This window comes from Rahnella sp. CG8 (assembly GCF_023701875.1).
GTDB lineage: Bacteria > Pseudomonadota > Gammaproteobacteria > Enterobacterales > Enterobacteriaceae > Rahnella > Rahnella aceris.
The window spans coordinates 1-22,199 of record NZ_JABAED010000015.1 but is presented as its reverse complement, the minus strand read 5'-3'; the positions used below and the strand labels follow the sequence as shown (position 1 = coordinate 22,199).

The following is a 22,199-nucleotide window of genomic DNA, read 5'->3' as shown; positions in this document are numbered from 1 at the left end:
ATTCCGTACGGAAAGTTTCTGTTATTTGTTGTTATGAATGTTAGCTAACATTTTTAACAAATAAGAATGAGTTTCAATTGTCAGGGTTATTTATAACCGGGAAAAATATAAAGTTGAATTAATTACGCGGACAACTCCCTCCCCTGCGAAGGGGAGGGTTGGGGTGGAGTATTATGGTTAAAACAAAAGCTGAAGTGTGCAAGGCGCTAAGCTGATTCCCGAATAACCAGTTTGTAACCCATATCAACAATAGGTTCCTCAACCGCGATGCCTTCAATTTTATCCGCCAGCATATCTGCCGCGCGGATGCCTAAATCCCATTTTTCGACGCTGACGGTGGTTATCGCCGGGCGGTTATGGGCAGCAAAATTCAGGTCCGCGAAACCGATCACCGAGAAATCATCCGGCACGCGTAAACCCTGCGATTCGGCTTCCATGATTGCGCCCTGCGCCAGGGTGTCGGAGCTGCAAATGATGGCGTCAAAGCGGTGATCGCTGGCGAGCAGTTGGCGCAATGCCTGGCGTCCGACTTCCATATTCGCCGGACGGGAAACAATCACTTCTTTAATGTCGTGCTCAGGAATGGCCCGCAACACGCTGATTGCCCCATTTTTACGCACCATTGCTCGGCGATCGGAAGCACAGATAAAGCCAAAACGCCTGAAGCCTTTGCCGAGGAAATAGTCACCGATGGCATTGCCGACTTTTTCGTGCGAGAAGCCAATCAGCATGTCAATCGGCGTGGGCGTTAAATCCCAGATTTCTACTACCGGAATATTGGCGTTAAGAATGATTCTTTTCAGTTCCGACGTGTGATGAATGCCGGTCAGCACAATCCCGTCCGGTCGACGCGAAAGCAGGGTGGCGACAATATCGGTTTCATCTTCCGGCTCATAGCCGACAATACACAACAGCATGTGATAACCCCGTGCCGCCAGTTGGTCGCTGATGGCCTGCACGGTATCAACAAACATATTGTTGTTAATCTGCGGCACGACGACGGCAATGAGTTTCGTGCGGCTGGTCGCCAGACCACCGGCCAGCATATTGGGGATGTAACCGGTACTTCTCACGGCTTCCATCACGCGGGCAATGGTCGCCGGGCGCACGACTTTGGGATTGTTTAAGGCGCGGCTGACCGTCATGGGTGAAAGGCTGGCGGCCTGAGCAACATCTTCGAGCGTAGCCGTACGGGAACGGCCTTTCTGAGCATTTATTTTATTATTCAAAGCGTTGACCACTGAATTATGGCGTCAAAATAGTAATGTTTGCGCAATCATTGCCAGTTTCTCATATTGTCCCCTGCTTGGGTAAGTGTAAATGTTAACTTCTTGTTGCGTGGCCGTGCGTCTTTATCTTATTTATCCTCGCGAGTTATTTACCCAAAACGTGAAGGGAGTCATAAGGGATGGTCAAGGAGAGACAATTTCTATAAGTTCCGAATTATCGCGCCCTGAAGTGATGCCGTATACTGCTTTCAGGCAGAGACGATTCGTTATCTTCAATTTATTTGCTCTGAATACATTCTCGCAGGTGAAGGAAAAACCGTTGCCTGAGCTGCAATTTATCGGGATATGAGGGTTTTATCATGGAAAAGAAAGTCATTTATTTGTTTTGCTCCGCCGGAATGTCAACCTCGTTACTGGTTTCTAAAATGAAGGTTCAGGCTGAGAAGTATGAGGTCCCGGTCATTATCGAAGCATTTCCTGAAACACTGGCTGCAGAGAAAGGTGCGGCAGCCGATGTCGTTCTGCTTGGGCCGCAAATTGCCTATATGCTGGATGAAATTAAAAAGGTCTTGCCGGGTAAACCGGTTGAAGTGATCGATTCTGGCCTGTACGGCAAAATTGACGGGTTAGGTGTTCTGAAAGCAGCCGTTGCTGCGATCAAAAAAGCAGCAGCGCAGTGATCTTACGTTTTTCCTTATTTTAAAATTGAACGTCTTTATATTGAAATTTTTAAGTCAAAGAGAACTCCAGTCAAAGAGCGAATTTCTTCCCCTGGCCGCCAGATGGCGGCATTAAAGGAAAATACCAATGAGCAAAGCCATTGATTCACTTGAAAAGATACTTCTTCCTTTTGCCGTTAAAATAGGTAAACAACCGCATATTAATGCCATTAAAAATGGCTTCATAAAACTCATGCCGCTGACCCTCGCGGGTGCCATGTTCGTTTTAATTAATAACGTATTCCTGAACTTTGGTGCGGGTTCTTTCTTTTATTCTTTAGGCGTGCGCTTAGACCCGTCAACTATCGATACGCTGGCCGGTCTGAAAACCATCGGTATTAATGTTTATAACGGTACGCTCGGTATTATGTCGCTGATGGCGCCATTCTTTATTGGCATGGCATTAGCGGAAGAACGTAAAGTTGATTCCCTCTCCGCCGGTTTATTAGCCGTTGCAGCCTTTATGACCGTGACGCCATACAGCGTCGGTGAAGCTTATGCGGTGGGCGCAAACTGGTTAGGTGGCGCGAATATTATTTCCGGTATGGTAATAGGTCTGGTTGTCGCAGAAATGTTCACCTTTGTGATTCGCCGCAACTGGGTCATTACCTTGCCGGCGAGTGTGCCGTCTTCGGTTTCCCGATCCTTCTCCGCGTTAATTCCGGGCTTTATTATTCTGTTTATCTTCGGGGTTATTTCCTGGTTACTCGGATTATATGGCCACAACTTCCACCAGATTATTATGGATTCAATTTCCAAACCTCTGGCGGCAATGGGCAGCGTGGTTGGCTGGGCGTACGTGATTTTCAACTCACTGCTGTGGTTCTTTGGTGTACACGGATCTCTGGCGCTGACCGCGCTCGACAACGGCATCATGACCCCGTGGGCGCTTGAAAATATCGCGCTGTACACCGAATACGGTTCCGTGAGTGCCGCGATTGATGCAGGGAAAACCTTCCACTTCTGGGCCAAACCGATGCTGGATTCCTACATCATGCTGGGCGGTTCCGGTGCAACCCTCGGGCTTATCATCGCCATCTTTATCGCCTCACGCCGTGCCGATCATCGTCAGGTGGCAAAGCTGGCACTGCCGTCAGGCATCTTCCAGATTAACGAGCCCATCCTGTTTGGTCTGCCGATTATCATGAACCCGGTGATGTTTATCCCCTTCGTGCTGGTTCAGCCGATTCTGGCCGCCATCACGATCGCCGCGTACAGCATGGGTATCATTCCTCCGGTCACTAACCTGGCGCCGTGGACCATGCCGACCGGGCTTGGCGCTTTCTTTAACAGTAACGGCAGCATCGCGGCACTGCTCGTCGCATTGTTCAATCTCGGTATTGCCACGCTGGTGTACATGCCATTCGTGATCTTGTCTAACAAGGCGCAGGCGATTATTGAAGAAGAAGAAAGCGAAGAAGACATTGCCGCTTCACTGAAATTTTAATCTGAACGGAGGGCGGGCAGAGGCCATCTTCCCGCCGTTATCCGGCCAATCATGGAGAGACAGAGATGATGGATTTAGACAGCATTGTTGAAACTGAAAGCGAAATGCAGGATCTCGAAGAAGTGGTGATGGGGTTGATCATCAACTCCGGACAAGCACGCAGCCTGGCTTACGCGGCGCTCAAAAAAGCCAAAGAAGGTGATTTTGAGCAGGCGCGTTCGGTGATGGCGCAGTCAAAAATGGCGCTGAATGAAGCGCATCTGGTGCAGACTCAACTGATTGAAGGCGATCAGGGCGAAGGAAAAACCAAAGTCAGCCTGGTGCTGGTGCATGCACAAGATCACCTGATGACGTCAATGCTGGCCCGCGAACTGATTGCGGAACTCATTGAGCTTCATGAAAAAATAAAATAACGTAGGGAGCCATAATGCAGCCACCGGTACTGAGCATGGAAATCAAGACAGCGCGCGAAAATCAACTCTTCGACGGTCAGAATTTCCACATGTTCATCTACAACAAAGTAGAAAGCATTTCCGGACTGCATGAACATGATTACTACGAATTTACAGTGGTGCTGACCGGCCGGTATTACCAGAACGTCAATGGTAAACGGGTGTTGTTAGAACGCGGCGATTTTGTCTTTATCCCTCTGGGTTCCCATCACCAAAGTTTCTATGAATTCGGTGCGACGCGGATATTAAATGTCGGGATCAGCAAAGCGTTCTTCGAGCAACACTATTTATCTTTACTGCCATCCCGTTTTGTGGCGTCACAGGTTTATCAGATCAAGACTGAATTTCTGGCTTATATAGAATCTGTGATCGCTTCTCTTAATTTCAGGAACGGGGAATTTAATGAGTTTCTGGAAATGGTGACGTTTTATATTGTGAACCGTTTACGCCATCACAGAGAATCAGAAATCACGACAGATGCGCCAGGCTGGCTTAAAAATACCATCGAAAAGATGCACGACAAAGCACAGTTTAGTGACAAAGCATTAACGAATATGGTGGCCCTTTCCGGCAAATCACAGGAATATCTCAGCCGTGCCACGCAGCGACATTATGGCAAAACACCGATGCAGATTATTAATGAAATTCGTATTGATTTTGCCAAAAAACAGCTGGAGATCACCAATTATTCGGTCACGGACATCGCGTTTGAATCCGGTTACAGCAGCCCGAGTATGTTTATTAAAAACTTTAAAAAGCTAACTTCTTTTACCCCCAATCATTACCGAAAGAAGTTATGCAGTATTAATTAAACCGAATCATTTATTTCTCTGTTTAAATTTGCAGTGCATTATTATTGCACGGGAGTTCCTATGCGTAAAAAACTGAAAGTCGTCACAATTGGTGGCGGAAGTAGTTATACCCCGGAATTACTGGAAGGCTTTATTAAACGCTACGATGAATTGCCTATTACCGAGTTATGGCTGGTCGATGTGGAAGCCGGAAAAGAGAAACAGGATATTATTTTCAATCTTTGCCAGCGTATGGTGGAACGTGCAGGTGTGCCGATTGTAATGCATAAAACGCTGGATCGCCGCGAAGCCTTGGTGGATGCCGATTTTGTCACCACGCAACTGCGTGTTGGCCAGCTCAAAGCACGCGAACTGGACGAACGTATTCCGCTCAGCCACGGTTATCTCGGGCAGGAAACCAACGGCGCTGGTGGCCTGTTCAAAGGCTTGCGTACCATTCCGGTGATTTTTGACATCATTAAAGATGTCGAAGAAATCTGCCCGGACGCCTGGGTGATTAACTTCACCAACCCGGCCGGAATGGTAACGGAAGCGGTATTCCGGCACACCAGATTCAAGAAATTCATCGGCGTGTGTAACATCCCGGTTGGCATGAAAATGTTCATTCAGGATGTGCTGCAACTGACCCCGCAGGACGATTTATCCATCGACCTGTTTGGCCTGAACCACATGGTGTTCATTAAAGATGTTCTGGTCAACGGCGAATCACGTTTCGCCGAACTGCTCGACGGCGTCGCGTCCGGCACGCTGACCGCCGGTTCGGTGAAAAACATCTTTGATTTACCGTTCAGCGAAGGCCTGATCCGCTCCCTGAATTTGCTGCCGTGTTCTTATCTGCTGTATTACTTTAAGCAGAAAGAGATGCTGGCGATTGAGATGGGGGAATTCTACAAAGGCGGTGCGCGCGCCACGGTGGTACAGAAGGTTGAAAAGCAGCTGTTCGATCTGTACAAAAAACCTGATCTGAACGTCAAACCGAAAGAACTGGAATTGCGCGGCGGGGCCTATTATTCCGATGCCGCCTGCGAAGTGATCAGCGCAATTTACAACGACAAACAAACCGAGCAGTACGTCAATTTCCCGCATAACGGCCATATTGATAACATCCCGTCTGACTGGGCGGTGGAAATGACGTGCACCATCGGGCGTGACGGCGCAAAACCACACCCGCGTATCACGCATTTCGACGAAAAAGTGCTTGGCCTGATATACACCATCAAAGGCTTTGAGATTGCCGCCAGCAATGCCGCACTGAGCGGTGAATTCAATGATGTTCTGCTGGCGATGAACCTCAGCCCGCTGATCCATTCCGATAAAGATGCTGAGATACTGGCGCGCGAAATGTTGCTGGCACATGAAAAACTACTGCCAAATTTTGCTAACACCATTGCTGCGCTGAAATAACCCCACGGCCTTCCCTGAAAAGGGAAGGCGTTCAACCGGGACATTTATGGATAAATTACTGATAGTGAACGCCGATGATTTCGGGCTTTGTAAAGCGCAAAACTACGGGATCATCGACGCATTCAACCACGGTGTGGTGCGGTCGACGACGGCGATGGTGAATATGGCCGCTGCAGAACATGCCGCGGTGCTCAGCAAAGAAAATCCTGATCTTGCCGTCGGCATGCATTTCGTGCTGACGCTCGGACGTCCCTTGTCATCCATGCCGGGGCTGGCCCGCGACGGTGAACTGGGAAAATGGATTTGGGAAATGGCAGAGCAGGGCACGTTACCGCTTGATGAAATCGCGCAGGAACTGCAATGCCAGTTCGGGCGTTTTGTGGCTCTGTTTGGCCGTTTGCCGACACATCTCGACAGTCATCATCATGTGCATATGTTCCCGCAGATTTTCCCGATCGTGGAAGCGTTCGCGAAAGATCAGGGCATTCCTGTACGCATCGATCGTGACGAGATCCGCCGGGGCAAGATTGCGCTGTGTGGCGCGAAGAGTACCGACGGTTTCGACAGCAGTTTCTACGGAGAGACGGTTTCAGAAGCCCTGTTTGTGCAAACGCTGGACAACGCCACGCAGCGCGGTGACCGCTCGGTGGAAATCATGACCCATCCGGCGTTTATCGATAACACCCTTCTGGCGAGCAAATATTGCTATCCGCGCCTGGCGGAGCTGGATGTACTGACGTCGGCCTCGCTCAAAACTGCGATAACTGAACGCGGATTCCGGCTGGGATCGTTTAAGGATTTATAAGCTGTCATACGTAAAGCCCGCCGCTGGCATGACGCCTGCGCCGGGCTTTTTATTGGCGTCAGCCGGGCCCCTCACTTCCTGCCGCCAGCAGCGGTACCAGAATGTCGCTAACGGGCGTAGGAATACCCCGCGCGAGACCGTAACGCTGTATGACACCGTTGCGTATATCCCATTCCAGCGGGCGGTTAGCCTGGCGGTCGGCGAGAATAGAAGTGCCCAGGTCCGCAGGCGCACGATGAAAACCGTCAACGATCTCTTGCGGAACGTTATCGCTGAGTACCGCACCTTCCGCACGCGCGACAGTCAGACACTCACGCAGATAAGCCAGTGCCAGTTGCGTGATATCCCCGCGTGAGAACATTCCGGCACGGCGGTTAGAGAGAACCATCAGACCCGCGACCGCATTTTGCAGCAATTTGCGCCATGCGATCGTGAGGAAATCGGATGATAATTCAACCGTACAGCGTGTGCCGCTGAGCGCATCAGCGATCCGTTTTGCCGGCGGCACATCCGGCAGCGTCAGACGCGGTTTTGCGCGCAGCCGGACAGAGGCATCCGGCTCACGTTGTGCTGGAAACCAAACAACGGAAGGCAGTACTGTTGCTCCGTTGACGTAGGGTTCCAGCGAGGTTTTCTGTTCGACGCCGTTTTGCAGTGCACAGACAACGGTATTTTTATCGCACAATGCGGTAAGCCAGCCGGCGCTGTCAGCCACCTGTGTGGTTTTCACCGCAACAAAAACCAGATCACACGGAGAGTGGACCTTAGACGGATTGATTAATACCGGGCCTGGCACCACCACCTCGCCGTCATCATGACGCAGAATTAATTGCGGATGCGCAGTGCGCCCGCAAAGCAGCGGCGTGCGGTTAACTTCATGCAGTGCTGCAGCGATGGTCGTACCAATCGCACCGGGACCTATCAGAGCAATAGCAGGGCGGTCAGACATCTCGAGTTCTCCTGATTTGATTAACCTATCAACAGTGTGCCGGTAGCAATTACCGCACACGCCAGCATTTTTCTCAGTGTCAGTGTTTCACCAAGAAACAGATAACCCAGAACGGCGGCAAACAGCACACTGGTTTCGCGCAGCGCGGAGACGGCGCCCATGGGTGCGGCCACCATGGCATAAATGATCATGCCGTAAGCCAGCAGCGACACCACACCCCCTGCCGCCGCACTGAGTAAACCGGGCCGCCAGCGCAGTAAACTTTTCGTGTCGCGCAGGGCGATATAAAGCGCTGGCATCAGTACTCCCCATAACATGCTCATCCACACGGTATAGGAAAACGAATTGCCGGAGACACGCACGCCAATACCATCCACTACGCTGTATGCCGCGATAAAAGCGCCGGTGGCCAGGGGATATTTCAGGCCCGGTATCGCCAGTTTACGGCTTCTCATGGCAAGCATCAGAATACCGCCAGAAATTAGCGCGATGCCGACAAGGGTGTTGAAGGCGATCTTTTCCCCGGCGAACAGAGCTGCGCCACAGGTCACCATCAGCGGCGAAGAACCGCGCGCAATCGGGTAGGTTTGCCCGAGATCACCGCTTTGATAACTGCGTATTAAACACAGGTTGTAACCGACATGCAGCAGGGCCGATAACACCGCATACTTCGCGCTCGCGAAGTCAGGAAGTGGCAGAAACAGCGCGATAACCCCGCAGGTAACGGCAATCGTCACGCACATGATGGTCATCGACCACAACCGGTCAGTTCCGCTGCGTAATAAGGCGTTCCAGCTGGCATGCAGCAGGGCGGCGAATAAGGTCAGAAAAATAATATGAGCGGGCATGTACTGATGCTAAACAGCCTGTGCCCGGATTAACAGTGAAGTGTTGTCATCGTGGTATGAGCAATAACTCATACTTCAACGGTAACTGCGCTGCGCCTGCTGTGATTCGGCCAGCAGCCAGTTACGGAATTTCAGGATGTGCGGCTGCGTCTCGATGCCTTCCGGACAGACAAAGTAATAGGCGGCCGGAGAGGGGAAAACGACGTCAAAGAGCCTGACCAGACTGCCATCATGGATTTCTTTTTCAACGTGGCCGCTGCGCGCTAACGCAATGCCCTGACCCAGTAACGCGGCTTCGATTGTCATATTTGTGTCGGCGAAGCGCACGCTTTCGTGCAGTACATCAGTATTCACGCCGACCTGCTTAAACCAGGCATCCCATTTCGGTACCAGATCAGCCCCGTCACGCGTCAGCAGCGGAAAACGCAGCAGTTCAGCAGGTTCAGCGGGTATACCAAAACCGGCTAAGAATGCGGGGCTGGCAACGGGAAATAATTGTTCGCGAAACATAAACTCTGTATGCAGCGCCGCATAATTACCGTGTCCGAAACGGATCGCTACATCGGAATCTGCGCTGGCGAAGTTAATGGCTTTATCGGTACTTTCCAGCGAGACCAGAATTTCCGGATGCAAACGTGCTAATTCCGGCAGGCGCGGTAACAGCCACTTTAACGCGAAAGAATAGGTGGTGCTGACACGCAGCCGCACCCGTCCTTTTTGTTCACGCAGATCGGCAAGTGTCGTTTCAAGCTTACTAAAGAATTCCCGTACCAGAGGGGCAAGCGCTGCACCGGCAGGCGTCAGGCTCAGGGTTTTACCACGCTGAAAAAGCTGCAGGCCCCAGCTATCTTCCAGTTTTTTCAACTGATGGCTGACGGCACTTTGTGTAATAAACAGCTCCTCTGCGGCTGAGGTAAACGTCGTGTGGCGGGTGGCGACTTCAAAGGCGCGAAGTGTGGCTGTAGGGGGAAGGTCACGCATCATTCAGTTCCTGTTAATGAGCTAATGCTCATAACAGGGTATGCCGGAGCGTGTGCAAAAGATACGGTGACAGAAAAAAATGGCCTGCAATGCAGGCCATTTTCATGTCGTTCTCAACGGGTCAGAACGAGAAGCACGAACATCCTAACGCACCCCAGAAAGCGTTGTCATCGGACACCGGGACATCGGAACCGCGGGCAATATCATGGCTGTGTTTATGCACGCCACACGGGCCGACGCACTGATGCCCCTGACGAACCAGCCCGACGCGCGCTGCACCTTGTGGCGGCGCAGAGCGGTAATGCCCAGGCACTGTGGTGACCGGCGACCAGTCCGGCAGCACCGGGATGGCTGGCGGCGCGAGCGGCGAGAAACTGCCTGCGGCGTAAACCACTTTGCCATCGACCACGGTCATCACCGATTCGATGCCCTTGATACGTTCTTCCTGCACGCTGAAGAAATCTTCGGAAAGAACGGCCAGATCGGCCAGTTGCCCGACTTTGATCTGACCTTTCTTGCCCTGTTCGCTGGAGAACCAGGAACTGCCCTGCGTCCACAGCATCAGCGCGGTTTCGCGGTCAATACGGGCGGCGTCGTCATACATCGCCATGCCGCCGACGGTGCGACCGGAAACCAGCCAGTACAGTGCCGTCCATGGGTTATAACTGGCAACACGGGTCGCGTCGGTGCCCAACCCGACCGGCACGCCTGCGGACAACATTTTCGCCACCGGCGGCGTATGTTTGGTGGCCTCGATACCGTAGCGTTCAGCGAAGTATTCTCCCTGGAACGCCATACGGTGCTGTACCGCAATGCCGCCGCCCAGCGCTTTGACGCGCTCGATGTTGCGTTCGGTGATGGTTTCCGCATGGTCAAAGAACCAGTGCAGCCCGTTGAACGGGATATCGCTGTTCACTTTCTCAAAGACATCCAGCATCCGGCTGATCGACTCGTCATAGGTTGCATGCAGGCGGAACGGCCAGCGGTGCTCCACCAGATGACGCACCACGCGTTCAAGTTCGACCTCCGTTCCCGGCGGTAAATCCGGACGCGGTTGCAGGAAATCTTCAAAGTCTGCGGCTGAAAATACCAGCATTTCGCCTGCACCGTTATGACGGTAGAAATCAGTGCCCTGGCCGGGTTTGAGCATGTCGGTCCACAGCTCGAAATCTTCCAGTTCATGTTGCGGACGCTGGGTAAACAGGTTGTAAGCAATACGTACCGTCAGTTGATTTTTCTGATGAAGCTCATCGATGATCTGATAATCCTCAGGGTAATTCTGGAAGCCGCCGCCTGCATCAATCGCGCTGGTGAGGCCGAGACGGTTCAGTTCACGCATAAACTGGCGGGTGGAGTTCACCTGCTGTTCCAGCGGCAGTTTCGGTCCTTTCGCCAGCGTAGAATATAAGATCATCGCGTTTGGCTTGGCGATCAGCATACCGGTCGGATTACCATTGCTGTCACGCTGAATTTCACCGCCTGGCGGATTGGGGGTGTCTTTGGTGTAGCCGACCACTTTGAGCGCGGCGCGGTTGAGCAGTGCGCGGTCATATAAATGCAGGATAAACACTGGCGTATCGGGCGCGGCCTGATTAATTTCATCCAGCGTCGGCATGCGGCGTTCGGCAAACTGAAATTCAGTCCAGCCTCCTACCACGCGCACCCACTGCGGGCTTGGTGTCCGCAGCGCCTGTTCTTTCAGCATCCGCAGGGCATCGGCCAGTGAAGGCACGCCTTCCCAGCGCAATTCCAGGTTGTAATTCAGACCGCCACGGATCAGATGCAGGTGCGAGTCGTTCAGGCCCGGAATGGCGGTGTGTCCGTGCAAATCCACCACCTGCGTCTGCGCATCAGCAAACTGCATCACTTCATTTTCGGTACCGACAGCCAGGAATTTACCGTCTTTGATTGCGACAGCATTTGCCAGCGGTTTTTCTCTGTCAACGGTGTGGAATTTGCCGTTAAGCAGGATCAGTGAAGCAACATTATTTATTGAATTCATTGGAAAATCTCCTGTTATTGCGCGGAAGCGCGCGTCAGCCATGAATGGAACACTCGTGTAACGATTGGCATCCAGAGGAAAACCACCAGCCCTACGACCGTGGCGTCATTGAGTAAATGACCGCCTTCGGTGCCTTTAAGCTGTGGCAAACACTGCCCCCAAAACCAGGGCACAATATGAGTCGATGGATAAATTACCCCCAATGTCAGCAGATACTGTTTCCAGCGGGCGGGCGGGCGGACATTCGCACTTGGCGGGGTGAACCAGAATTCGGCACCGGGACGCACCTCGGTGCTGTCGTTTTGCAACAACAGCGGGCTGACTTCCGCCACCAGTTGTTTACGCAGATCCGAGTTGTGCCATGCATTAAGATTTTCCAGCGTGTCGAAACGCACCAGAATGGTATAAGCATCGCCGCTGCGGCTCGGGCGGATGACGTTGACGCCAAGATGCCCCGGGAAGGTACTGGCCTGTGGCATAATTTTATTCAGCCAGGCTTCATATTGCGCTTCGCTGGCTGGCGCAATCTTATGGGTAATGACGAGCGTGACATGTTGCTTGTGGGTCTGGGACGGGGACATACATCACCTCAGCTGATTAAAATAAAAGGTTTTATCGAATCAATGAAATGATGTTAGTCGGTGGATAGAGTCAATGATAGGTGAGAATTTTTGGGGACTTGTTAAGTTTTTTTGTTAATTACTCTGCACCTACGATACGCAGGCTACGCTGTTTCATAACGCGATGCAGATTCGACTCCAGCCAGTCTGCAAGTCCGGCAACCTGATCTTTTACTTCGATGCCGAGGGGGGTCAGAGAATATTCCACATGCGGCGGCACCACCGGATAAGAACGGCGGTCGATGAAACCGTCTTCTTCGAGGGACTGTAAAGTCTGCGCCAGCATTTTTTCGCTGACACCGCCGACTTTGCGGCGCAGTTCGCTAAAGCGCAATGTGTTATCGCTGAGCGCGATCAGGATCAGTAATCCCCAGCGGCTGGTGATGTGACGCAGGATTTCGCGCGACGGGCAGTTGGGATTCAGGACTTCGCCCCGGCGGATTTGTTCTGACAGTGGCAAACGTTCAGCGGGTTGCTCAGAGGAAATTATTTTCATACTAACCTTAGGGTACGTACTTACGAAAAGTTAGTGTATCGCATAGGATGTGTTGACGGCGACATTTTTAGCGCCTTGAAAGCATAAATCATCTGTCGAATACTTTTTGGAGAAACCATTATGATCGCAATTACCGGTGCTACCGGCCAGTTAGGCCGCCTCGTTATTGCTGCACTTCTGAAAAAAGTGCCTGCTGATCAGATTATTGCCGCGGTGCGTAATCCGCAAAAAGCTCAGGATCTGGCAGATCTGGGTATTGACGTGCGTCAGGCCGATTACAGCCAGCCCGCCACACTGGATTCTGCGTTTAAAGGCGTCGAAAAACTGCTGCTGATTTCTTCCAGTGAAGTCGGTCAGCGCGAAGCACAACACAACGCGGTCATCGACGCAGCAAAACGTGCAGGCGTGAAACTGCTGGCCTACACCAGTCTGCTTCATGCAGACAAAAGTCCGCTGGGACTGGGTGTTGAACACCGTGCGACCGAAAAAGCATTAAGCGAATCCGCCATTCCATTCGTGCTGTTGCGTAACGGCTGGTACACCGAAAACTATGCGGCGAGTATCGCCCCGGCGCTGGCGCATAACGCGTTTATTGGTTCAGTCGGTGAAGGAAAAATCTCTTCCGCTGCGCGCCAGGATTATGCTGAGGCCGCGGCGGCAGTACTGACGCAGGAAAATCAGGCCGGTAAAATCTACGAACTGGCCGGGGATGAAGCCTACACGCTGGCGGAATTCACTGCTGAAATTGCCCGTCAGTCCGGTAAAAAAGTTGATTACATCAACCTGCCGGAGGCGGAATTTGCCAAAGCGCTGCTTGGTGCCGGTTTACCGGAAGGTCTGGCGAATATGCTGGCAGATTCTGATGCAGGTGCAGAGAAAGGGGGCTTGTTTGATGATTCTCATACATTGAGCAAACTGATTGGTCGTCCGACCACGCCGGCTAAAGATGTGATCGCCGCGACACTGAAATCGCTTTAACAAAACAGTTATTGCGCTCCGGCCTGTTAACATCATCTTTAACAGGCCGGTAATATTTTTTAAATCACATCGTCCTGCGTGGAAAGTAACACCAGTTCCAGTAAGTTACGGCAACCTTGCTGATTACTGATGTTGGTCTCCTGTTCCAGATGGCGCACCAGACCTTCAATGATGGCCTTATTACTCACCGGATAGTGGCTGGAGAGAAGTCCTGAAACAATAGTCCCGAGGATCTCAACTTCGCTTAATGTCGGCGTTTCCCGCACATTTAAATAATCACTGATTTCTGTAACTGTTTGTTCTGCTTCGATTTGCATGTAGACCTCCTTAAACTTTTCAGCGGATTCGTCTCACGTGAAAAGTGCCTATTGCCAGTCAGAAAAGAGAGTATTGTGAAGTTTTTCTTCACAATTTCCGGCCCTGACTCATCTGATCGTTGTGTTGTGCATCACGAAAACCCCAGCCATGAAAAAAACCTTTGGAAGAAGGGAAATCCAATTTTTCTTCCAAAGGTCAGGCTGAATACGCCCGTAAAAGACGGACTAATGATGAAGCAGGGGTAACAGAAAGTTATACAAAGATTGCCAATCTGTACAGGTATGGCTGCAAGATATTTTAGATTTTGTTGCTAGCAATCGAAAAAAAAGCACAAATAGTTCATCCATTCGCAGCGGCAATACATTCACACGACAACTAAGTTCTGTGCGTAATGGTTGCGGGCTTTAATTCATGTGCTTGTACAAGTGAAATATGTTGCGGCATAATATGCGCCCTTTTTTCAGGCCAGATGCAACATCCGGCAGCGGATAAGGATCATGTGGTGAAAATCAATGTTATTGGTACCAGCGGAAGCGGGAAATCAACGCTTGCGCGCAACATTTCTCAGAAACTGAATATTCCTTATATTGAACTGGATGCGCTGTTCTGGAAGCCGGACTGGCAGGGCACACCGGATGAAGAATTTTTTGCCCGTCTGACAGAAAAACTGGCGGCCAGTGACGGCTGGGTGATTGACGGAAATTACAAACGTACTCAGGCCGTAAAATGGCGCGAAATCGATATGATCGTGTGGGTGGATTATTCGTTCGGGCGCACGTTATATCAGGCGGTGAAACGCGCCGCCACGCGGGCATGGGGACAAAAGGAAATCTGGGCGGGAACGGGGAATCGCGAATCGTTTCGTAAAAGCTTCTTCAGCCGGGATTCAATTATTCTGTGGACGCTGAAAACTTACGCGAAAAATCGTCGCCAGTATCAGGCTTTGTTTAACGATCCTGACTGGCAGCATGTCCGCTTTGTGCGCCTCACATCACCCCAGCAGACTGAGGTTTTCCTGCGTGATCTGACCCAGTTGTAACACCATCCACGGGCTGAATGCCCAGGGTGTTGCCCGAACGCTGTTCAGCAAATCTTCCGGCTTAACCCACTGATAATCCATGACTTCAGAAGCAAGCGGTACGGGGAGCTGGCGGGTGAAAGCGGCAAATATCGGGCAAAGCTCGTTTTCGACAATCCCGGATGCATCGGTGGCACGATACTGAAATTCGTCAACCAGCGACGTGATTTGCTCCACGGATAAACCCAGTTCGTACTGACAGCGACGGCAAACTGCCGCCCGCAGGGATTCACCCGGCAGCGGGTGTCCGCAGACAGAATTGGTCCAGACGCCGGGCCAGGCCACTTTGCTCAGGGCGCGTCGTGTCAGCAGGATTTCGCCGCGATCGTTGTGAATATAGCAGGAAAAAGCAAGATGTAAGGGTGTCTGGCCGGTATGCACCAGCGCTTTGTCCATGGTGCCCGCCGGTTGATTTTTACCATCAAGTAATACGACTTCTTCAATCATAAAAACTCCCGTTAGTCCTCCATCATAGACCCTGTATAACCTCCTTCCAACCGTTCACTCTCCGTTGACATCCATCCCCTGATGCGGCCTGAGTCAGACATCCTGATCGATGGCGGTGGTTTCGAGGGACGACAATAATTTTCGGTGTTGTTACGCATAGCTTCAACGATGCCACTACGGATGAGTTTGATGATCTTCCGTGCATGTAAAAAACCCGGCATTTAGCCGTCTTATTCCATCCTGAGTTATACCAATCTATACATCCTGGTTATTCACCATAAGCGGTCCTTCCATGCATCACTGTATTGAATACCAGCCCGGCTTGCCGCCGGGCTTTGATTACTCTTTCTTTCTCAGTAAAAAGGCGACAAGCCAGATCAGTGAAATGTTCAACAGGAATGAAGTCAGATGGATAAAGGTCATAAAGATATTTGCCCATGATTGTTCTGTTATAAAACCTGTTTTTTCTGTCAAAAGTGAGTACGCGATATTTTCGGGTATTAAGGCGAAAATGGTGACGAGTATTACGACAAAAGACGCCGAGCCAGCCATCCAGATCAGAATATATTGGTATGGTTTCATTAGTACACCTGCACTGTGCCAAACGCTTTCATTGTTGGGCTAACCATCGTGGTTGGTGTCTTGAGTAATGCTTCTCGAAGGATATCGAAGTGTGACTTACTGGTAAATGTTATGCAGCCGTTACTTGTCCCCTGATATCCAGCCGGATGTAATCTGAAATTTCCACGTTCGACATCCTCAATGAAAGTCGTGTCATCAATCAAGCTATCATCGCGAAATAATGCAAACCACGCTGCATGATCTGAACCGCTGACAATTGACTTAAGCCAATCACGCTGCTTGTACATTAAACCCCCCACAGGGCGGGATACGATGTAGTACCTGCCTGGTGGTAGTGGTCCTATGTTTTTGACCGCTGTCTGTTCAGGATCGTTGCGCTGTGCGGGATTGCCTGAGTATGCAGGGAAAAAACCAATTCCCGGGCAACTTAGCGTTGATATACCCGCTCCGTTTAACCGAAACATGCACTTGATCATCTGTCATTCCACGCATCTGAAAAAATGATATTCCCATCGCAATGTTTCCACGTGATCCGCTCGTAACGCAGTGAAATTGACTCAAGATGGTTATGTTTATCAGTGGCAGGGTTTTTGCAATCATGCATTAGCGGGCAAACAGAAACGACCTTTACATTTTCCATCAGCATATTGAAATATTCAGCTTCCTGACCAGCATCGTTGATCCTGTACCACCTTATCTCCGCAGATTTTAAGGTTTGGCCTTTTGCGACGGCCTTGTAAAGGTAGGGCGATGAGCTATCGAATTCTTTTTCAAAAGTCAGCGCGGAATGTACACGAGTACCGGTGATCTTGCCTGTGTTGTTGTCAGTAGGTAAAAACAAGCCGTGCCCAAATCCTTGAACCTCGATACTCCCCTCACGCCCATTCACATCGACAGATCCTTTGATGTCAGCGCCGCCGTCATCTTTAAGCCATAGGTAAGCGGGTATTGCCATTTTGATAAGTCCCTTTTGAGATTGAGGGTATAAGTTATGCCCATCAATCGCCGAAAACAATTAGCGAATATCGTAATAAGTTGATTTTCAGAGGTTTATTATCAGTGAGCGTTCACCTGGGCAAGGCGCTGAATACAGATTAATGACTGGAATTATGGAACGAAGTGGGCCTTCACCTCATCAAGCCGCAAGGCTTTACGGCAAAGTTATACTGAATCCTCTGTCATAGACTTCAGCAGGCGGACTAAATGCTGTTGATCGTCTGGAGAAAGTCTTGCCAGAAATTCAGTATCTACCTGCTGACCGACGGGCTGGGTTTTCGCGAGAACCGTTTTCCCCTCCGCCGTCAGCGTAATAAAACGCCGGCGTTTATCTGCCGGATCGGCTTCACGGACCAGCAACCCGCGCGTTTCAAGGCGCGCCAGCATTTCCGCCAGTGTCGCTTTGCTGCTGACGGCGACATCCGTGAGCAGCACCTGCTCAATGCCGGGATTTTCAGCGACAGAGCGCAACACCGCATATTGCGGTTTGGTCAGTTCCGGGATGCACTGCTGCCATCTCGCGGTGTGTTGCTGGAAAACCTTGCGCATTAAGTGAAAGGCTTCCTGTCTCAATTCTGTGCTCATCATCACTTCCCGAATTTCTTATTGGTCTGCCTCTATCTTAGCAATCTCTGAAGCGCGAACGCCACCGGCCGTATCGGCGAAGGCGCCCCGCGCTGTATTTCGATAATGTGGAAGGATTTACTGATGCGCGCATTGCGCTCAATACCCTTTAAAGTCAAAACCGTGGGTTGCCACCCACACTGGCCTCAAGGGGCGCCTATCGCCGCACCCCTTGAGAATCCCGGGCTCTTTCACTGCGCGCTACCGCTGGACACTATGTTTCAGAAAGCCATGTGATAGCCGCAAAATCCCGCCGCTGCGCGGTGCCCTCCCATCGGGTTACAACCCGCGTATAAAGACACGCGGTTTTCCACCTCTCGTCCGGCGTGATTTTGGAACCGGCCTCCGGATTCTACTGCGCAACCTTACTGCTTGTGGTTTTAAAAAAGCTAAAGGCGATTCAGAAATCTTGCTGAACGGAGCGTCCCGGAGACCAAAGGCTCCGGGACCGAGAGAAGGCACCGCGCAGCGGCAAGATTTCCAGCCTGTCACTGCGGTACCTGAAACATAGCGTCCAGCGGTAGCGCGCAGTTTAAAAAACGCAGGATTCCAAAGGGTTTCGTTTAAAACCTTTTGGGCCAGTGTGGGCGGCTAGCCCACGACCTTGACCTTGAAGCCTGTGTGGGTGGCAACCCACGGTCCTGACTCAAAGGCCAGGTCAAAGGACTGCAAGATCCTTTCCCCTCCTCATGTTACCGGTATCACACAAATCAAAAATCATAAGAAATTTATAACATCTCGTAATTGTGACTCGCTTTTAACCATTCTATAACAAGTCCTCGGGCCACGGACGGACTGACTTTTTTGTGTTTAACCTACAAAAGGCAGGACGAAAAATGACTGCGAAGTTATCCGTAAAAGAAAAAGTGAGTTACGGTCTGGGGGATATGGCGAGCCATATTGGTCTGGATAATGTGATTATATTTTTGACGTTTTATTACACCGATGTTGTGGGATTACCGGCAGTCTTTGTCGGGACAATGTTTCTTGTTGCACGCGTCGCTGATGCGATTGTGGATCCGGCGATGGGGCTGATCGCTGACCGGACACAAACCCGGTTTGGTAAATTCCGGCCTTATATTCTCTGGCTGGCGTTACCTTTCGGGGCAAGCTGTTTACTGGTGTATGCGGTGCCGGAATCTCTGACGCTGGGCGGTAAAATGGTGTACGCCAGCGTCACCTATTGCGTGATGATGCTGATGTACACCGCCATTAACATTCCCTATTGCTCGATGGGCGCGATCATTACGCCGGATAATACCCAGCGTATTTCCCTGCAATCCTATCGGTTCTTCCTCGCTACGCTGGGCGGCGCGATGTCCACATTCCTGATGATGCCGCTGGCGGAAATGATGGGCGGTGGCAATAAACTCGACGGCTATTTTGGCGCGATGGCGATCATGGCGTCGATTGCCGTGGTGATGTTCCTGCTGTGTTTTCTCAATACGAAAGAACGTATCAGCGCGCCGCCGACACATGAGAATTTTCTCTCCGATTTACGTGACTTAGTGCGTAACGATCAGTGGCGGGTGGTGGCGGCGCTGATCTTCTTCAACATCTCCTTCGGCGTGGTGCGTCTCGGCGCAATGATGTATTACGTCACTTATTATCTCGGCAATGCCAGCTACTTTATGTGGCTGCTGGCGGCACACATTGTCGGCAAAAGTCTCGGCAGTCTGCTGGTTAAACCGCTGACCCGCAACCGCAGCAAACTCGCGGCCTTCACACTGTGCGCCATTCTGACCGGTGCGCTGAGCGCGGCGATTTTCTTCGTTCCGGCGTGGATTTCCCTGCTGGTGGGCATGACCTTGCTGGTCTCCACCTTCTATCAGGTCACCACCACGCTGATGTGGGTGATGATGTCTGATGTGGTGGATTACGGCGAATACAAACAGGGCAAACGCATGGATGGCACCGTGTTTTCCACCTTGCTGGCGATCCTCAAAATGGGGATGGCGGTGAGCGGGGCAGTGGTCGGCTGGACGCTGGGCATGAGCGGTTACGTGCCGCATGCCGCACAGCAGAATACTGTCGCGATGCTGTCGATTATCGCGCTGTTCTCGCTGGTGCCGGGCGTGCTGTCAATGTTCAGCGCGCTGTCGATGCGCTGGTACAAGCTTAATGACGCCACCATGAAACAAATCAATCAGTCAAAAATTTCCCGGGAACATGAGCCTGAACCTCAGGCCACCTTGCATACACAGGAGTCCGCATGAGCGAATTAATCGCCGAAAAGAACCGTATCCTCTGGCATTTTGATCAGCAAACGCTGGTGATTGAACCCTGGGGCGAGAACAGCCTGCGCGTGCGCGCCACCTGCCGTCCTGAACTCAATGATTCGTTGTGGGCGCTGCTGCCCGCGGACACTCAGCCACAAGCAGAAATCAGTCACAGCACAGAAACCCTGACGCTGCGCAACGGTAACATCACCGCGACGGTGAATATCAAAGGGCAACTGGCGTTTTATAACCTGCGTGGTGAACTGATCCTCGAAGAGTACTGGCGTCAGCGTTCGACTGTGGGCATTGGCGCAACGGAAAAGAGTCAGGATAAATACATCAGTGCACTGAAGATGGATGCCCGCGAATTTAAAGCCATTCCCGGTGGCAAGCATCAATTAACCGTGCGTTTTGAATCGCGTCCGGACGAGAAAATTTATGGCATGGGGCAGTACCAGCAGAGCTGTCTGGATCTGAAAGGCTGCACGCTGGAACTGGCGCAGCGTAACTCGCAGGCCAGCGTACCCTTTATGCTTTCAAGCCTGGGTTACGGCATGTTGTGGAACAATCCGGCGATTGGCGAAGCGACATTCGGCAAAAACATTACCCGCTGGGAAGCGCAGGTCACGGAGCAGATGGATTACTGGATCACCGCCGGAGACACGCCCGCTGACATCCTGCATCAGTATGGCCGCGCGACCGGCACTGCGCCGCAAATGCCGGAATACGCGACCGGTTTCTGGCAGTGCAAACTGCGCTACCGTACGCAGCAGGAAGTGCTGGAGGTGGCGCGTGAATACAGGCGGCGCAATTTGCCGGTTTCGGTGATTGTCATCGACTTCTTCCACTGGCCGAATCAGGGCACCTGGTGTTTTGACCCCGTGGACTGGCCGGAACCGAAAGCCATGGTCGCGGAGCTTAAATCGCTGGGCATCGAAACTATGGTGTCGGTCTGGCCGACGGTAGACAGCCGCACCGACAATTATAAGGAAATGAAATCCAAAGGTTATCTGGTCAATACCGATCGCGGTGTGTCGGTGAATCTGGATTTTCTCGGCAACTGTACCTTCTTTGATGCCACACATCCCGGCGCGCGTCAGTTTGTCTGGGATAAGGTGAAGCAGAACTATTACGATCTGGGCATCCGCACCTTCTGGCTGGACGAAGCCGAGCCGGAATACCGCGCTTATGATTTTGATAACTATCGCTATCATCTCGGGCCGGTGCTGGAAGTGGGCAACATCTATCCGCAAAAATTCGCGCAAGGTTTTCACGACGGTTTACAGCAGGAAGGTGAGCACGAGATCGTGAATCTGGTGCGTTGCGCCTGGGCAGGCAGCCAGCGTTACGGCGTGCTGGCGTGGTCGGGCGACATCCATTCTTCCTTCCACGCGCTGCGTAATCAGATTGCCGCCGGTCTGAATATGGGGCTGGCGGGCATTCCCTGGTGGACGACGGATATCGGCGGTTTCCAGGGGGGGAATGTGAATGATCCGGCGTTTCATGAGTTGCTGATCCGCTGGTTCCAGTGGGGCGTATTCTGTCCGGTGATGCGTTTACATGGCTACCGCGAACCGCAAATCCAGCCGTCAGAACCGTGGCGTGACGGCATTGCGCAATGCAACAGCGGCGCACCCAATGAAGTCTGGAGTTACGGCGAAGAGAATTACCAGCTGATGAAAAGCGGGTTATTCCTGCGCGAAAAACTGCGCCCTTACATCAGCCGCGTGATGCAGGAAGCGCATGAAAATGGCGATCCGGCGATGCGCACTATGTTCTATCAGTATCCGGGTCAGGCTGAAAGCTGGCAGGTGGAAGATCAGTACATGCTTGGCGCAGACATTCTGGTCGCGCCGGTGTTGTATGCCGGTCAGCGCGAGCGGGAAGTGTGGTTACCGGCGGGGGAGATTTGGGTGGGGCTGAATGGGGAACGGTATCAGGGAGGAGAGGTTATAGTGGCTTCCGCGCCACTGGACGGGATACCGGTGTTTGTGCGGGAGGGGGCAGACGTGAAAGGAGAACTTGGTATTTGACCTGCTCCTCCCCCTGCGAAGGGGGAGGCGGGGAGGGGGTTTAGCAGACAACCCCCATCTTCGTATACACTCTGACCTTAGTTTTTGACCTTAATACCCCACCCCAACCCTCCCCTTCGCAGGGGCGGGAGTGTACGCCATCCCCCCATTTATGCCAATA

At 51.8% G+C, this 22,199-nt stretch carries 22 protein-coding genes and 1 pseudogene; 11 read left to right on the top strand and 12 right to left on the bottom strand.

Annotated elements, in window-relative coordinates; genetic code table 11:
- Positions 1–206 precede the first annotated feature (206 nt).
- Complete coding sequence (locus HGO41_RS14995; protein WP_049804370.1) at positions 207–1,229, bottom strand: LacI family DNA-binding transcriptional regulator; 1,023 nt, start codon at positions 1,227–1,229, stop codon at positions 207–209.
- Positions 1,230–1,588: 359 nt separating this feature from the next.
- Between HGO41_RS14995 and HGO41_RS14990 the strand changes: the two genes are divergently transcribed.
- The 6 genes from HGO41_RS14990 (at position 1,589) to chbG (ending at position 6,868) form a co-directional block, all read left to right on the top strand.
- A complete protein-coding gene (locus HGO41_RS14990) occupies positions 1,589–1,909 on the top strand; it encodes a PTS sugar transporter subunit IIB (protein ID WP_013577914.1) in 321 nt (106 codons plus the stop codon).
- Positions 1,910–2,036: 127 nt separating this feature from the next.
- Entirely contained in the window at positions 2,037–3,395 is a 1,359-nt protein-coding gene (chbC, locus tag HGO41_RS14985) for a PTS N,N'-diacetylchitobiose transporter subunit IIC (protein ID WP_013577913.1), read from the top strand.
- Between the two features lie 65 nt (positions 3,396–3,460).
- The gene (chbA, locus tag HGO41_RS14980; RefSeq protein ID WP_013577912.1) at positions 3,461–3,808 is read left to right on the top strand and encodes a PTS N,N'-diacetylchitobiose transporter subunit IIA; all 348 of its coding nucleotides are present in this window, start codon (positions 3,461–3,463) and stop codon (positions 3,806–3,808) included.
- Positions 3,809–3,822: 14 nt separating this feature from the next.
- Positions 3,823–4,659 (top strand): transcriptional regulator ChbR, encoded by an 837-nt coding sequence (gene chbR, locus HGO41_RS14975; RefSeq protein WP_013577911.1) that lies wholly within the window; start codon positions 3,823–3,825, stop codon positions 4,657–4,659.
- Between the two features lie 60 nt (positions 4,660–4,719).
- The gene (locus tag HGO41_RS14970) at positions 4,720–6,063 is read left to right on the top strand and encodes a 6-phospho-beta-glucosidase (protein ID WP_250981182.1); all 1,344 of its coding nucleotides are present in this window, start codon (positions 4,720–4,722) and stop codon (positions 6,061–6,063) included.
- A gap of 46 nt (positions 6,064–6,109) precedes the next feature.
- Positions 6,110–6,868: a chitin disaccharide deacetylase gene (chbG, locus tag HGO41_RS14965; RefSeq protein ID WP_013577909.1), complete on the top strand. Its 759-nt coding sequence runs from the start codon at positions 6,110–6,112 to the stop codon at positions 6,866–6,868.
- A 58-nt stretch (positions 6,869–6,926) separates the two neighbouring features.
- Here the strand turns inward: chbG and HGO41_RS14960 are convergent, their stop codons facing one another.
- From HGO41_RS14960 to HGO41_RS14935, 6 genes are all read right to left on the bottom strand, one after another.
- A complete protein-coding gene (locus HGO41_RS14960; protein ID WP_013577908.1) occupies positions 6,927–7,817 on the bottom strand; it encodes an oxidoreductase in 891 nt (296 codons plus the stop codon).
- A gap of 20 nt (positions 7,818–7,837) precedes the next feature.
- On the bottom strand, positions 7,838–8,665 hold the full coding sequence (locus HGO41_RS14955; protein ID WP_013577907.1) for a DMT family transporter: 828 nt from the start codon (positions 8,663–8,665) through the stop codon (positions 7,838–7,840).
- Between the two features lie 75 nt (positions 8,666–8,740).
- On the bottom strand, positions 8,741–9,646 hold the full coding sequence (gene gcvA / locus HGO41_RS14950) for a transcriptional regulator GcvA (RefSeq protein ID WP_112151509.1): 906 nt from the start codon (positions 9,644–9,646) through the stop codon (positions 8,741–8,743).
- 121 nt (positions 9,647–9,767) lie between these two features.
- On the bottom strand, positions 9,768–11,648 hold the full coding sequence (locus HGO41_RS14945; RefSeq protein WP_013577905.1) for an amidohydrolase: 1,881 nt from the start codon (positions 11,646–11,648) through the stop codon (positions 9,768–9,770).
- Positions 11,649–11,662: 14 nt separating this feature from the next.
- Complete coding sequence (locus tag HGO41_RS14940) at positions 11,663–12,229, bottom strand: antibiotic biosynthesis monooxygenase (protein WP_250981181.1); 567 nt, start codon at positions 12,227–12,229, stop codon at positions 11,663–11,665.
- A 118-nt stretch (positions 12,230–12,347) separates the two neighbouring features.
- On the bottom strand, positions 12,348–12,764 hold the full coding sequence (locus tag HGO41_RS14935) for a winged helix-turn-helix transcriptional regulator (RefSeq protein WP_013577903.1): 417 nt from the start codon (positions 12,762–12,764) through the stop codon (positions 12,348–12,350).
- A 120-nt stretch (positions 12,765–12,884) separates the two neighbouring features.
- Here HGO41_RS14935 and HGO41_RS14930 point away from each other — a divergent pair, with 120 nt between their 5' ends.
- Entirely contained in the window at positions 12,885–13,742 is an 858-nt protein-coding gene (locus tag HGO41_RS14930) for an SDR family oxidoreductase (protein WP_013577902.1), read from the top strand.
- A 59-nt stretch (positions 13,743–13,801) separates the two neighbouring features.
- On the opposite strand, the gene HGO41_RS14925 is transcribed toward HGO41_RS14930, so the two are convergent.
- The gene (locus HGO41_RS14925; RefSeq protein WP_014416568.1) at positions 13,802–14,059 is read right to left on the bottom strand and encodes a biofilm/acid-resistance regulator YmgB/AriR; all 258 of its coding nucleotides are present in this window, start codon (positions 14,057–14,059) and stop codon (positions 13,802–13,804) included.
- 503 nt (positions 14,060–14,562) lie between these two features.
- Here HGO41_RS14925 and HGO41_RS14920 point away from each other — a divergent pair.
- A complete protein-coding gene (locus HGO41_RS14920; RefSeq protein ID WP_241917423.1) occupies positions 14,563–15,099 on the top strand; it encodes a P-loop NTPase family protein in 537 nt (178 codons plus the stop codon).
- Here the strand turns inward: HGO41_RS14920 and idi are convergent.
- From idi to HGO41_RS14900, 4 genes are all read right to left on the bottom strand, one after another.
- Positions 15,052–15,585 carry an isopentenyl-diphosphate Delta-isomerase gene (gene idi, locus HGO41_RS14915; protein WP_250981180.1) on the bottom strand — a complete coding sequence of 178 codons (534 nt, stop codon included), beginning with the start codon at positions 15,583–15,585 and terminating at the stop codon, positions 15,052–15,054. The two genes, HGO41_RS14920 and idi, sit on opposite strands and share 48 nt — an antisense overlap.
- Before the next feature lie 581 nt (positions 15,586–16,166).
- A complete protein-coding gene (locus HGO41_RS14910; RefSeq protein WP_014416566.1) occupies positions 16,167–16,643 on the bottom strand; it encodes a DUF2778 domain-containing protein in 477 nt (158 codons plus the stop codon).
- On the bottom strand, positions 16,640–17,122 hold the full coding sequence (locus tag HGO41_RS14905; RefSeq protein ID WP_013577896.1) for an Hcp family type VI secretion system effector: 483 nt from the start codon (positions 17,120–17,122) through the stop codon (positions 16,640–16,642). The genes HGO41_RS14910 and HGO41_RS14905 overlap by 4 nt, the downstream gene beginning before the upstream one ends.
- Before the next feature lie 206 nt (positions 17,123–17,328).
- Entirely contained in the window at positions 17,329–17,748 is a 420-nt protein-coding gene (locus HGO41_RS14900) for a MarR family winged helix-turn-helix transcriptional regulator (protein ID WP_013577895.1), read from the bottom strand.
- A gap of 51 nt (positions 17,749–17,799) precedes the next feature.
- Here HGO41_RS14900 and HGO41_RS14895 point away from each other — a divergent pair.
- From HGO41_RS14895 to HGO41_RS14885, 3 genes and pseudogenes are all read left to right on the top strand, one after another.
- A pseudogene (locus HGO41_RS14895) lies at positions 17,800–17,897 on the top strand (hypothetical protein); the annotation flags it as partial.
- A 726-nt stretch (positions 17,898–18,623) separates the two neighbouring features.
- Positions 18,624–20,003: a glycoside-pentoside-hexuronide (GPH):cation symporter gene (locus HGO41_RS14890; protein ID WP_014416564.1), complete on the top strand. Its 1,380-nt coding sequence runs from the start codon at positions 18,624–18,626 to the stop codon at positions 20,001–20,003.
- Entirely contained in the window at positions 20,000–22,039 is a 2,040-nt protein-coding gene (locus HGO41_RS14885; protein ID WP_250981179.1) for a glycoside hydrolase family 31 protein, read from the top strand. Before HGO41_RS14890 ends, HGO41_RS14885 begins: the two co-directional genes overlap by 4 nt.
- The last annotated feature ends 160 nt before the right edge of the window (positions 22,040–22,199 follow it).

Bases quoted from the DNA above. Each gene is read 5' to 3' on its own strand.
- HGO41_RS14990 (WP_013577914.1), top strand. From the start codon at position 1,589: ATGGAAAAGAAAGTCATTTATTTGTTTTGCTCCGCCGGAATGTCAACC.
- chbC (WP_013577913.1), top strand. From the start codon at position 2,037: ATGAGCAAAGCCATTGATTCACTTGAAAAGATACTTCTTCCTTTTGCC.
- chbA (WP_013577912.1), top strand. From the start codon at position 3,461: ATGATGGATTTAGACAGCATTGTTGAAACTGAAAGCGAAATGCAGGAT.
- chbR (WP_013577911.1), top strand. From the start codon at position 3,823: ATGCAGCCACCGGTACTGAGCATGGAAATCAAGACAGCGCGCGAAAAT.
- HGO41_RS14970 (WP_250981182.1), top strand. From the start codon at position 4,720: ATGCGTAAAAAACTGAAAGTCGTCACAATTGGTGGCGGAAGTAGTTAT.
- chbG (WP_013577909.1), top strand. From the start codon at position 6,110: ATGGATAAATTACTGATAGTGAACGCCGATGATTTCGGGCTTTGTAAA.
- HGO41_RS14960 (WP_013577908.1), bottom strand. From the start codon at position 7,817: ATGTCTGACCGCCCTGCTATTGCTCTGATAGGTCCCGGTGCGATTGGT.
- HGO41_RS14955 (WP_013577907.1), bottom strand. From the start codon at position 8,665: ATGCCCGCTCATATTATTTTTCTGACCTTATTCGCCGCCCTGCTGCAT.
- gcvA (WP_112151509.1), bottom strand. From the start codon at position 9,646: ATGCGTGACCTTCCCCCTACAGCCACACTTCGCGCCTTTGAAGTCGCC.
- HGO41_RS14945 (WP_013577905.1), bottom strand. From the start codon at position 11,648: ATGAATTCAATAAATAATGTTGCTTCACTGATCCTGCTTAACGGCAAA.
- HGO41_RS14940 (WP_250981181.1), bottom strand. From the start codon at position 12,229: ATGTCCCCGTCCCAGACCCACAAGCAACATGTCACGCTCGTCATTACC.
- HGO41_RS14935 (WP_013577903.1), bottom strand. From the start codon at position 12,764: ATGAAAATAATTTCCTCTGAGCAACCCGCTGAACGTTTGCCACTGTCA.
- HGO41_RS14930 (WP_013577902.1), top strand. From the start codon at position 12,885: ATGATCGCAATTACCGGTGCTACCGGCCAGTTAGGCCGCCTCGTTATT.
- HGO41_RS14925 (WP_014416568.1), bottom strand. From the start codon at position 14,059: ATGCAAATCGAAGCAGAACAAACAGTTACAGAAATCAGTGATTATTTA.
- idi (WP_250981180.1), bottom strand. From the start codon at position 15,585: ATGATTGAAGAAGTCGTATTACTTGATGGTAAAAATCAACCGGCGGGC.
- HGO41_RS14910 (WP_014416566.1), bottom strand. From the start codon at position 16,643: ATGATCAAGTGCATGTTTCGGTTAAACGGAGCGGGTATATCAACGCTA.
- HGO41_RS14905 (WP_013577896.1), bottom strand. From the start codon at position 17,122: ATGGCAATACCCGCTTACCTATGGCTTAAAGATGACGGCGGCGCTGAC.
- HGO41_RS14900 (WP_013577895.1), bottom strand. From the start codon at position 17,748: ATGAGCACAGAATTGAGACAGGAAGCCTTTCACTTAATGCGCAAGGTT.
- HGO41_RS14890 (WP_014416564.1), top strand. From the start codon at position 18,624: ATGACTGCGAAGTTATCCGTAAAAGAAAAAGTGAGTTACGGTCTGGGG.
- HGO41_RS14885 (WP_250981179.1), top strand. From the start codon at position 20,000: ATGAGCGAATTAATCGCCGAAAAGAACCGTATCCTCTGGCATTTTGAT.